This window comes from Vibrio sp. 10N.261.55.F4 (assembly GCF_041470465.1).
In the GTDB taxonomy this organism is placed as follows: domain Bacteria; phylum Pseudomonadota; class Gammaproteobacteria; order Enterobacterales; family Vibrionaceae; genus Vibrio; species Vibrio crassostreae_C.
In genome coordinates this window covers 17,465-26,966 of the sequence record NZ_JBFRMM010000002.1, presented here as the reverse complement: position 1 = coordinate 26,966, position 9,502 = coordinate 17,465, and the positions used below count along the sequence as shown (strand labels likewise).

Here is a 9,502-nt window from a genome sequence, read left to right as displayed (position 1 = left end):
GTGGCACGTTGACTTTGTTGTTCATGGTTAAGCCGTTACGGGGAGGGATCTTGGAATGGCGGTGCTTAAAATCAATTTATCTATGCACCACCACTCCAAACAAGGCTGTAAACAGTGATACAATTTGCGCCTAGCAAGTTATTAAAACAAGGCATAAAAATGAGAACCGTATACACCACCGAAGGCGACATCAACGCAAAGAAACAGAAAGACGCTTACCCAAAATTGGCGCTATGTGATAACTGCGTTCGAGACTATGTGGTGATTGCTCAAGGCGAACGTACTTATAAGCCATGCGCAAAATGTGGTGCTGACGATTAATGCGCCTTGATAAATACCTATGTAAAAGCACTGAACTAACCAAGCCTGAAGCAATTGAACGCATCCATAATGGCGAGGTGAACGTAAACAGTGAGACGGTCACCGATGAATCGACTCAGGTTCATGAAAGCAACACCATCTTGTTAAATGGCACTCCGCTTAAGTTGCGAGAATTTCGATACCTCCTAATGCACAAGCCTGCGGATACTATCTGCTCTAATATCGATGAAGTTTATCCTTCACTGTTCAACTACATCGAGATAGACAAAGCATCAGAACTGCACATCGCAGGACGCTTAGATGTAGACACCACAGGCTTAGTCTTGATTACCGATGATGGGCGATGGTCATTCAACATCACTCTGCCAACCAAGTCATGTAAGAAGGTGTATCGCGTGACATTGTCACGAGATATCAAAGATGATGTCGCTGACAAGTTCAAAGCGGGCGTTAAATTGCAGGGCGAACAAAATCTGACGCGTCCGGCAGAACTCGAAGTGATTACCAGTAAAGAAGTGCTGTTGACCATTACAGAAGGTAAGTTTCATCAAGTAAAACGAATGTTTGCTGCGGTAGGAAACCGAGTTGTTGGCCTTCACCGTGAACAGATTGGTGATGTTCGTTTAGATGTTGAAGCAGGCCAGTGGCGTTATCTAACTAAAGCCGAAGTCGACTCATTTCAGCAAGACTCTGAATAAACGCTGTAACCACTTAAAGCGTTAAGCGTGTCAGGACCAGAATATCAGCACTATAAGGATGTAGGATGGAAAACCTCAAAGTCTCAGAAATTAAGTCTTTCGTGCCCGCGAAAGACTTCGATTTATCTAAGCGTTTTTACCAGTCAATCGGCTTCGAAGTGATGTCTGAATTTCACGATATCGCCTACCTACGACACGGCAGTTGTGCGTTCCTTCTGCAAAACTTTTATGAACCTGCGCACTGTCAAAATTACATGATGCACTTGCTGGTTGAAGACGTAAAAAGTTGGTATCAAAACATCCAAAACTCTAATGTAGTGTCGGATTTTGAAGTTACCGTTTCCGAGGTTGTTGAACAGCCTTGGGGAATGCTTGAGTTTTGTATCACTGACCCAAGTGGTGTGCTGTGGCGTGTGGCTGAAAACATCAGGCCGCGTTAATGCATCCAACTTGCATTGAGGCCAGTGAAAACTTCAAATTATCCGTCTGTTTCTTTATTTCTGCCGACATAAGGCAATGATCAAATAGGTTCAAACATGGATATAAAGGCTAAAATGCACAGCCAAGACGTTTACTACTGTGACGACGTTGATTTGGTTGCTGAGCAAACTCAATGCTTAGAAGTGCTATACGATTTCAACCACACTCGCCCGAGCGAAGGTGATAAACGACAACAGATCATGAAGCAGTTGTTCGCCGAAGTCGGTGAGGGCTGCTACATTGAACCACCACTACATGCGAACTGGGGGCGTCACACGCACCTAGGCAACAACGTATACGTGAACTTCAATTTAACTCTGGTCGACGACACAGACGTATTCATCGGCGACAACGTGATGATTGCGCCTAACGTGACCATCGCCACTGGCACACATCCCATCAGCCCAGAACTCAGGCTAAAAGCAGCGCAGTTCAATATCCCCGTTCGTATTGGCAACAACGTATGGCTTGGCGCACACACCGTCGTACTTCCCGGTGTCACTATTGGTGAAAACTCAGTAATAGGGGCAGGGAGCATCGTCACCAAAGACATCCCAGCCAATGTCGTCGCAGTCGGCAACCCATGCAAAGTGGTACGCGAAATCAACGAACGCGACCGAGAGTATTACCACAAAGATCGTCGCATTCCCGATGAATTAAAGTAAGCGACTTTTCACACGCCTGAAATTAGCTGTGACATAAGTCATTGTTATGCAATGGCTTAGTTGTATATTACTTATCTATCTTAGAAACTAGACAAAATTATTCTGGAGTTAAGTGCAGAATTTTTCTGTTTGATAGCTGTTATATGTACAGGGAGTTTCAATGAAGGGTTTTCTCAAAGGGATTTTAGCTTATCTTGTTGTGATCTCGGTAGCTCTGCTAATTTCTCGCAATTTTTTTGATTACCTATCCACAATAGACTTGGTTGACTACATTGCATATGCCGGGGTTTTACTTGTTGTATTGGCTGGCATTACATTTGATGGTAACAATCCAGCTAATCAAGACTTTTTATCGTTAATGATTCATCGTGAACTTGTGTCCCGAACCAATGACTTTCAAGACGAAACGAATAAAGTAAGTTTTGCAGTTAATGTCGGATTGATTGGTATATTTTTACTTATTGCTAGTGGTGTAATGGCTTGGCATATTAGTAAGTAAAACATATAACAAGGCGCCTAAATCTGATTCGTAAACGCGTGCCGAACTCGCTTCGCTCAGACATGGCATACATCCACTTACAGCGTAGCTAAGCGTTATGCCTCGTCATTCTTCCTGAGTTAAAGTAACTATCCATATCTAGTTTAGTTTCACGGTGCCTTTCTTAACTATTTGGTAGAGTGGCATTTCAATGAGCATGGGGGTTTTGTAATGGGAACTGTAATCGGTTTGGTGATTCTAGTTGCGATAGATTGGTATCTTGTTCGTAAAACAGGGCTTCATATTCATAAATGGATCTCTAAAAAGTATGCCGCGTATCTGTCGGAGAAGGGGAACACAAAATAGCCTTTCTAATTAAGTCATCGGTATAAAAAGCGTGATCTGCTATTCATTTACACACATTGCAAAGATTGGAGGATTCATGAAAGGTAAAGGAAAGTGCCTATGTGGCTCGGTTGAGTTGGAAGTAGAGTACGCCAGTAATGAATTGGGGGCTTGTCATTGTAGTATGTGTAGAAATTGGTCTGGCGGTCCGATGTTAGTCATTGATTGCTCTGATTCCGTCAAAATATCAGGTGAATCAAATGTAGTGAGATATAAGTCATCCGATTGGGCTGAGAGAGGGTTCTGCGGTAAATGTGGTACTCACTTGTTTTACTTTTTAGTGCCAAATAATCAGTATCACCTTCCTGTCGGTTTATTGATGTCTGGGGATGGCTACAAGTTAACTCATCAGATATTCATCGATGAAAAGCCCGAATACTACGAATTTAAAAATGAAACACATAATATGACTGGTGCAGAGGTATTTGCCCACTTTGAAAGTGGAGAGTAAATATGAAGCGAGATTTTTCTAAATTAGCGACAACCGATTACGGAAACATACTAAGTAACGAGCACTTTATTGACTTTAGTATTGGTCCTCTTTGGCAGGGAATGCCGCCAATTTTTGGAGAAGCGTTTACTGTCCAGTTAACGTCTGGTGATAATTTAATGCTTCATTCAGCCATATACGAAGCACCAAAAGGTTCCATCATTGTAGTGGATGGAGTTGATAGCGAATATGCAGTAGCCGGCGGTAATGTATGCGCAGTCGCTAAGAGTCGAGGTATCAAAGGTTTTATTATTGATGGTGTCATTCGAGATTTGAATGAAATTTCAGATATGAATTTTCCAGTTTTTGCGAAAGGTGTTCATCCAGTACCGGGAAAGAAAGAGGTCTATTCTGAATTGGGTGCTCCAATCACTTGCGGGGGAGCAAAGGTGTATACGGGAGATATCATTGTTGCTGATGTAGAGGGTATTGTCGTTATTCCTAAATCAAGAAAAGATGAAGTGTTTCTAATGGCTTCAAAGAAAGCAAGTGACGAAGCTTCATTAACACTCGCTGAGTGGGAAACGAGTCATAGGGCTAAAATAGCCCAAGCAATAACGTCTGCGAAACAAAAAACTTAATTGGTGCAGCAAGTTGATTTGTAATGCGTGGCATTCTTGTCTGTTAACAAGCGAAGTCATCATCCGCCTCTCACATCTCATGGACGGCAAGTCCGCACAATAAGAAAGCGCATGATTTCTACAAAAGGTTGGGTGCAAAGGTTGAGCGAATGGATGGTCAAAGACCTTATTTCCGTTGGGCAATGTACGATTCGTGATTAGATAAAAAGGGAATGATGAATAAACAAAAACTAAAGAACCTCATTCAACAAGTTCCTGAGCTAATCGAAACAGCCAACGTATGTCGTGAGGTGGGTTTGCCAAACTTCTATATTGCAGGCGGCGCCATCACTCAAATAATCTGGAATGATATCGAAAACAAACCGCTTCTAGACCAAGTTAAAGACTTAGATATTGTCTATTTCAATAATGCATCAGCCCTCACTGAGGACGAATTCAAAAACCGCATTCGTTCGCGGTTAAGTCATCGTGTCGACGTGGATGTAAAGAACCAAGCGACCATCCATGAGCGTTACGCTAAGAAGTTCGGTTGCTTGATTCAACCATACGATCGTGTTGAACAAGGTATCAAGTCTTGGCTTTCTGCGCTTGCTATCGGGTTTACTCTGGATGATTCAGGCGATATCAAGTTGTTTGCACCATACGGTGTAGAGGACGCGTTTGATATGCTGATTAAACCGAATAAGCGAGCAATGACAGAAGCGAACTACAACAAAATGACCGCTGGTTATAAGGCTAGATGGCAGCAAGTAAAAGTGTTTCCTTGGGTGTGATCGATAGAGCTTTACGAGATCATTCTCTACATTTGGTATTTAACTCGGCTTAGCGCTAGTGGTAAGTTTGAGCGTAATCTCGGCATTGTTAGTCACTTAGCTGTTCGTTTGTCTTTTGGTAAGAATTAAGGAGTTTTAAGTGAGTCAGGAAGTAAGAGTAGGTATCGCTGCGGTTATTCTACGTGAAGGGCGAGTGTTACTTGGAGAGCGAATTGGTTCTCACGGAGCTCATACGTGGGCAACGCCGGGCGGACACCTTGAATGGGGTGAGAGCATTGAAGAGTGTGCCAAACGCGAAACACTCGAAGAGACTGGCCTCGTTGTTAGTGGATTTGAAAAGCTCTCTTTTACCAATGATATTTTTGAGAAAGAGAACAAGCACTATATAACGCTGTTTGTTGTGGCTTCTGATGCTAGCGGCAAACCACAGGTGACAGAGCCTGATAAATGTAAGCAATGGAAATGGTTTAAGCTAGATGAGTTACCTGAGCCATTGTTTCTTCCTCTGACGAATCTGTTGAGCGACCCGGTCATCCTTGGGAAGTTAGCGCCGTAAACGTGAACGATTGGAGGGCATATCAATGAGAGCACCTTTTCAAGTTTTAGTCTTTCCCTATCAAATAGTCGACACCAAACCTCGGTTTTTAATCGTACGCAGAAGTGACAATAGTGTATGGCAGGCAATATCCGGTGGTGGCGAAAATGATGAATCAATTCTTGAAGCAGCAAAACGAGAGCTTTCTGAAGAAACTCAGTTAGTCGGTGATAACTGGCAGCAGCTTGATTCAATGTGCATGCTTCCAAAAGTCTTTTATGCAGGGAATTACAATTGGACTGAGCATCCATTCGTCATTCCTGAGCATTCCTTCTCAGTTAAAGTCACAGAAGATCCTGAACTATCAAGTGAACACACAGATTACCGTTGGTGCGACTACCAAGAAGCTATTGAACTTCTAACATATGACTCAAACAGAAACGCGCTTTGGGAGATTAACGAAAGGCTTTATAAAGCTAGCTAAAGTACACAGATTAATTAACTCTATATTAGAGTGGAAATCCTGATTAGATTCTTACTAATCTCTCGCTATTTAGTGAATAGGTAAATCATGACATTACGAGTAGTTCCAGAGCTTTATTGTTTCGATATTAATGTGAGCAAATCCTTCTTTGTCGATGTGTTGGGGTTTGAAGTGAAATACGAGCGCTCAGATGAAGAGTTTGTTTATCTAACGCTTGACGGTGTTGATGTGATGCTTGAAGGGATTGCGGGCAAAAGTCGAAAATGGCTTTCAGGTGATCTGGAGTTTCCGTTAGGGCGTGGTGTTAACTTCCAATGGGATGTTATCGATATCGAACCACTTTATCAGAGAGTTAACGAAAGCGCCGCTGATTCTATTTACTTAGCGTTAGAGTCAAAGTCTTATCAATGTGGGGATTCGATCGCGACTCAGAAGCAGTTCATCGTTCAAACTCCTGACGGTTATCTCTTTAGGCTCTGCCAAGATATTCATTAAGTCATGACCTTTTGGTTGGATACCAAATGCTGGTCTTTGCTCTAAATTATTGGATGGACTAAACGTATTAACTGAGTACTAAGGTTGCATTTCCCAAACTACGGTTCTCGAGACACTAGCGATGAGCTCTAGTCGGTTTTTCGTGCGTGTTATACAGAAGGAACAACAATGATAACTATCGAAAGGCTTGAAGATTCACATGTGGCGTTAGTTCAGGCCATCCAACTCGCCGATGAACAGGTTAAGTTCGCTGGTACAGCTGCAGAGTTTTTATTAGACGGCAGTGAAACGACGCACTTGCACGTGATTAAGTCTGATAACGAAGTTGTGGGTTTCTTTAAGCTGGATATCGCTTACGCAGAGCACTACGAATTCTGCCCTGAAGGAAGCATTGGCTTGAGAGCTTTTGTGCTTGATAAAAACCAGCAAGGTAAAGGTTTAGGAACAGGCACGGTGAAGGCTTTGTTTCCGTATTTAAAAGCGAATTACTCAGCGTATGAGTCGATTTACTTAACTGTGAATTGCAAAAATCCGGCAGCATTCAACTGTTATAAGAAAGGCGGCTTCGAAGATATCAATCAACAGTATTTAGGTGGCGCAGCAGGCCCGCAATTTATCATGCGCGGTCGAATTGCTTAGTAATAAATTATTGATGAGAAACACCTGCACAGCTGTATGCAGGTTGAGAGTCTTAAAGAACACGAGAAGGAAATTTGATGAAGGTTCAATATCTTGAAGTGGTTACCCCAGAGGTCGATGTCGTTTGTGCAACATACGCTCAGCTCTACAACGTGAAATTCAGTGGTGCAGATGTGAACCTTGGTGGGGCGCGCACTGCAAAGCTATCTAATGGCGGGGTAATTGGCATTCGAGCACCGCTTCGTGAAACTGAAGAACCAACTGTTCGTCATTACACGTTGGTTGAGGATATTCAGTCTGCAGTAACTGCAGCCGAGAAACTAGGCGCCGAAGTTGCGGTGCCGCCAATGGAGTTACCACGTCACGGGATGTGTGCCATTGTCATTCAAGGTGGCGTCGAACTCGGATTCTGGGAGTTATAGGTGGTACATAGCTTTTAGATTTTGAAGGACGAGATACTACGATTTATGATGCGACACCTAGTGTCTTTGCCAGCTTCATGGCATCATTCCACGCAGCTAAAACCCCAACAAGGTATGTTATGAAACAGAATATTGTCCACATTGCACTCGTGGTAAAAGACTACGATGAAGCGCTTGATTTCTATGTAAACAAGCTTAAGTTTGATCTCATCGAAGACACGTATCTGCCAGAAGAAGATAAACGCTGGGTTGTTGTTGCCCCACCAAATTCAACCGGTGTGAGCCTGTTGCTTGCTAGAGCTTCCAAGCCAGAGCAACTTGACTTCATCGGCAACCAAGCTGGCGGACGCGTATTCCTATTCTTAAACACCGATGATTTCTGGCGTGATTACGAACGAATGACGTCTTTGGGCATTAACTTTGTCCGAGAGCCTAAAGAGCAAGGCTACGGTACCGTTGCTGTGTTTGAAGATCTTTACGGTAACTTGTGGGATCTGCTTCAGTTAAACCCTGAAAACCCTATGGCTAACACGTAGGTAAGCTTAGTCAACAACCCTAATTCTAGTCATACGGATTGGCAGGAGCGACATGGAAGTCACAAGGTACCACCCCAAGTATTTAACCGCTTTACAGGCGATCTATCTAGAATCAAGACAGAACACCTTTCATTGGGCTGATGCCGACGCTTTTAAGTTATCCGATTTCGATTTAGATACAGAAGGTGAGCAAATATGGGTGGCTGTTTCTGGCGACAAGGTTTTAGGTTTTTCCTCTGTTTGGGAACCTGAGAGTTTCATCCATCACCTCTATGTGTGCCCGCGAACGCTACGTTCTGGAGTAGGCTCTGCTTTACTCAATACCTGCAAACAACATTACACTGATCTGACTTTGAAGTGTTTGACTGCCAATGAACATGCTATTGGCTTTTACCAGTCGCAAGGTTTTGTTATCTCATTCACAAAAGGAGAGGGATTAGAGCGTTATCATTTAATGGAATACAGATAGCTGATATCTAAAGTTAGGATGTGAGCTACAACTTAGCTCTAAGTATTGAAAAATCAAATTTGAGTTCTTTGTTTACGGTGCAATAGATAATTTCAAATGGTAGCGTCATCCAATTCTGTTTCAATGTTTAGTCGTTACTAGAGGTCCCGAATGAATCAAGTTGAAGTTCTTTATGCCCTAATGAATAGAATAGTGTCTGATTTAAATAAACGTTTGCCAGTTTCTTTGGTTCTACATCAGCAACAAATAACAACAAAGAATATTAGTTTGAGTGGGGCTAATGGGAGGGTATGGGTATCTCCATGTCAGGGCGGTTACGATATTTCGATTAGCGGAATTTCGCTCGAAAATGATATGACGGCAAGGTTAACATCTTATTTTGGTCGCAATCCGGATGGCTACAAACATAGAAATGCAACTCGAGGTTTTGAACGCCAGCCTTTTTGGCGCACAAGTAATTTTCTAAACGTCGAAGTCGTTTGTGAAATGTATGCCAAGACTACTCAATAGTAAATTAATGTTGAAAAGGATTTGCTTCATTTCAAGCTTGCATACTTACGTAGGTTTCTGAACATTGGAGATAATATGGAAATAAAACAGCTGTCAGCGATGGAGGTACTTCCGGTTAGGCATCAAGTGCTTTGGCCTGATAAACCGATGTCGTTTTGTATGGTGCCAGATGACGAACAAGCAACGCATTACGGCGCGTTTATTGGTGAGCAGTTGGTTTGTGTCGCGTCTATCTATATCCAAGGCAATGAAGCGAGGCTGAGAAAGTTTGCCACGCTGCCTGAATTCCAAGGGCAGGGAATCGGTTCAAACGTGATTGATCATGCAATCTCTAACCTCAAAGATTTAAACATCCAATATTTTTGGTGCGATGCGCGCACAACGGCTTTAGGTTTTTATCAAAAGTTTGGGATGGCTGTAGAAGGCTCTGAATTTGAAAAATCGGGTGTTGCGTATTACAAAATGTCGGTTCATTGGGAGTAACGCTTCTCTTTCGTTAGGTTAACCCTCCGCACCGCTAA

Annotated in this window: 18 protein-coding genes and 1 pseudogene; all 19 read left to right on the top strand. The window is 42.8% G+C overall.

Going from position 1 to position 9,502, the window contains the following annotated elements:
- The first annotated feature begins 159 nt into the window (after positions 1-159).
- The 19 genes and pseudogenes from AB4249_RS00910 to AB4249_RS00820 all read left to right on the top strand — a co-directional run bounded on the left by AB4249_RS00910 (position 160) and on the right by AB4249_RS00820 (position 9,464).
- A complete protein-coding gene (locus tag AB4249_RS00910) occupies positions 160-321 on the top strand; it encodes a hypothetical protein (RefSeq protein ID WP_012604036.1) in 162 nt (53 codons plus the stop codon).
- Positions 321-1,019, top strand: a complete 699-nt coding sequence (locus tag AB4249_RS00905) for a pseudouridine synthase (protein ID WP_372102170.1) — start codon at positions 321-323, stop codon at positions 1,017-1,019. Before AB4249_RS00910 ends, AB4249_RS00905 begins: the two co-directional genes overlap by 1 nt.
- Positions 1,020-1,084: 65 nt before the next feature.
- Complete coding sequence (locus tag AB4249_RS00900; RefSeq protein ID WP_372102169.1) at positions 1,085-1,459, top strand: VOC family protein; 375 nt, start codon at positions 1,085-1,087, stop codon at positions 1,457-1,459.
- Between the two features lie 96 nt (positions 1,460-1,555).
- Positions 1,556-2,164 (top strand): sugar O-acetyltransferase, encoded by a 609-nt coding sequence (locus AB4249_RS00895; protein ID WP_032555728.1) that lies wholly within the window; start codon positions 1,556-1,558, stop codon positions 2,162-2,164.
- A gap of 160 nt (positions 2,165-2,324) precedes the next feature.
- Complete coding sequence (locus AB4249_RS00890; RefSeq protein ID WP_017090233.1) at positions 2,325-2,663, top strand: hypothetical protein; 339 nt, start codon at positions 2,325-2,327, stop codon at positions 2,661-2,663.
- Between the two features lie 210 nt (positions 2,664-2,873).
- Positions 2,874-3,008, top strand: coding sequence for a hypothetical protein (locus AB4249_RS00885; RefSeq protein WP_017091388.1), 135 nt, complete (start codon positions 2,874-2,876; stop codon positions 3,006-3,008).
- A gap of 76 nt (positions 3,009-3,084) precedes the next feature.
- On the top strand, positions 3,085-3,498 hold the full coding sequence (locus AB4249_RS00880) for a GFA family protein (protein ID WP_372102168.1): 414 nt from the start codon (positions 3,085-3,087) through the stop codon (positions 3,496-3,498).
- A 2-nt stretch (positions 3,499-3,500) separates the two neighbouring features.
- Positions 3,501-4,118, top strand: coding sequence for an RraA family protein (locus tag AB4249_RS00875; RefSeq protein ID WP_102333295.1), 618 nt, complete (start codon positions 3,501-3,503; stop codon positions 4,116-4,118).
- A gap of 47 nt (positions 4,119-4,165) precedes the next feature.
- Positions 4,166-4,315: pseudogene (locus tag AB4249_RS00870) on the top strand (GNAT family N-acetyltransferase); the annotation flags it as partial.
- A gap of 18 nt (positions 4,316-4,333) precedes the next feature.
- A complete protein-coding gene (locus AB4249_RS00865) occupies positions 4,334-4,891 on the top strand; it encodes a nucleotidyltransferase family protein (RefSeq protein ID WP_102333296.1) in 558 nt (185 codons plus the stop codon).
- Between the two features lie 139 nt (positions 4,892-5,030).
- Positions 5,031-5,447, top strand: coding sequence for an NUDIX hydrolase (locus AB4249_RS00860; RefSeq protein ID WP_102333297.1), 417 nt, complete (start codon positions 5,031-5,033; stop codon positions 5,445-5,447).
- A 25-nt stretch (positions 5,448-5,472) separates the two neighbouring features.
- Positions 5,473-5,910: an NUDIX pyrophosphatase gene (locus tag AB4249_RS00855; protein ID WP_102333298.1), complete on the top strand. Its 438-nt coding sequence runs from the start codon at positions 5,473-5,475 to the stop codon at positions 5,908-5,910.
- Between the two features lie 87 nt (positions 5,911-5,997).
- On the top strand, positions 5,998-6,405 hold the full coding sequence (locus AB4249_RS00850) for a VOC family protein (RefSeq protein WP_102333299.1): 408 nt from the start codon (positions 5,998-6,000) through the stop codon (positions 6,403-6,405).
- 168 nt (positions 6,406-6,573) lie between these two features.
- On the top strand, positions 6,574-7,044 hold the full coding sequence (locus AB4249_RS00845; RefSeq protein WP_017070703.1) for a GNAT family N-acetyltransferase: 471 nt from the start codon (positions 6,574-6,576) through the stop codon (positions 7,042-7,044).
- Between the two features lie 77 nt (positions 7,045-7,121).
- Positions 7,122-7,466 (top strand): VOC family protein, encoded by a 345-nt coding sequence (locus AB4249_RS00840; RefSeq protein ID WP_017063932.1) that lies wholly within the window; start codon positions 7,122-7,124, stop codon positions 7,464-7,466.
- Positions 7,467-7,585: 119 nt separating this feature from the next.
- Positions 7,586-8,002 (top strand): VOC family protein, encoded by a 417-nt coding sequence (locus AB4249_RS00835; protein WP_372102167.1) that lies wholly within the window; start codon positions 7,586-7,588, stop codon positions 8,000-8,002.
- Positions 8,003-8,054: 52 nt separating this feature from the next.
- The gene (locus tag AB4249_RS00830) at positions 8,055-8,471 is read left to right on the top strand and encodes a GNAT family N-acetyltransferase (RefSeq protein ID WP_372102166.1); all 417 of its coding nucleotides are present in this window, start codon (positions 8,055-8,057) and stop codon (positions 8,469-8,471) included.
- 150 nt (positions 8,472-8,621) lie between these two features.
- The gene (locus AB4249_RS00825; protein ID WP_372058390.1) at positions 8,622-8,981 is read left to right on the top strand and encodes a histidine kinase; all 360 of its coding nucleotides are present in this window, start codon (positions 8,622-8,624) and stop codon (positions 8,979-8,981) included.
- 75 nt (positions 8,982-9,056) lie between these two features.
- The gene (locus tag AB4249_RS00820) at positions 9,057-9,464 is read left to right on the top strand and encodes a GNAT family N-acetyltransferase (protein WP_371705576.1); all 408 of its coding nucleotides are present in this window, start codon (positions 9,057-9,059) and stop codon (positions 9,462-9,464) included.
- Positions 9,465-9,502 lie beyond the last annotated feature (38 nt).

Coding starts and splice junctions, on each gene's coding strand:
- AB4249_RS00910 (WP_012604036.1), top strand. CDS start 160: ATGAGAACCGTATACACCACCGAAGGCGACATCAACGCAAAGAAACAG.
- AB4249_RS00890 (WP_017090233.1), top strand. CDS start 2,325: ATGAAGGGTTTTCTCAAAGGGATTTTAGCTTATCTTGTTGTGATCTCG.
- AB4249_RS00880 (WP_372102168.1), top strand. CDS start 3,085: ATGAAAGGTAAAGGAAAGTGCCTATGTGGCTCGGTTGAGTTGGAAGTA.
- AB4249_RS00875 (WP_102333295.1), top strand. CDS start 3,501: ATGAAGCGAGATTTTTCTAAATTAGCGACAACCGATTACGGAAACATA.
- AB4249_RS00905 (WP_372102170.1), top strand. CDS start 321: ATGCGCCTTGATAAATACCTATGTAAAAGCACTGAACTAACCAAGCCT.
- AB4249_RS00850 (WP_102333299.1), top strand. CDS start 5,998: ATGACATTACGAGTAGTTCCAGAGCTTTATTGTTTCGATATTAATGTG.
- AB4249_RS00855 (WP_102333298.1), top strand. CDS start 5,473: ATGAGAGCACCTTTTCAAGTTTTAGTCTTTCCCTATCAAATAGTCGAC.
- AB4249_RS00885 (WP_017091388.1), top strand. CDS start 2,874: ATGGGAACTGTAATCGGTTTGGTGATTCTAGTTGCGATAGATTGGTAT.
- AB4249_RS00895 (WP_032555728.1), top strand. CDS start 1,556: ATGGATATAAAGGCTAAAATGCACAGCCAAGACGTTTACTACTGTGAC.
- AB4249_RS00820 (WP_371705576.1), top strand. CDS start 9,057: ATGGAAATAAAACAGCTGTCAGCGATGGAGGTACTTCCGGTTAGGCAT.
- AB4249_RS00840 (WP_017063932.1), top strand. CDS start 7,122: ATGAAGGTTCAATATCTTGAAGTGGTTACCCCAGAGGTCGATGTCGTT.
- AB4249_RS00900 (WP_372102169.1), top strand. CDS start 1,085: ATGGAAAACCTCAAAGTCTCAGAAATTAAGTCTTTCGTGCCCGCGAAA.
- AB4249_RS00845 (WP_017070703.1), top strand. CDS start 6,574: ATGATAACTATCGAAAGGCTTGAAGATTCACATGTGGCGTTAGTTCAG.
- AB4249_RS00835 (WP_372102167.1), top strand. CDS start 7,586: ATGAAACAGAATATTGTCCACATTGCACTCGTGGTAAAAGACTACGAT.
- AB4249_RS00830 (WP_372102166.1), top strand. CDS start 8,055: ATGGAAGTCACAAGGTACCACCCCAAGTATTTAACCGCTTTACAGGCG.
- AB4249_RS00865 (WP_102333296.1), top strand. CDS start 4,334: ATGAATAAACAAAAACTAAAGAACCTCATTCAACAAGTTCCTGAGCTA.
- AB4249_RS00825 (WP_372058390.1), top strand. CDS start 8,622: ATGAATCAAGTTGAAGTTCTTTATGCCCTAATGAATAGAATAGTGTCT.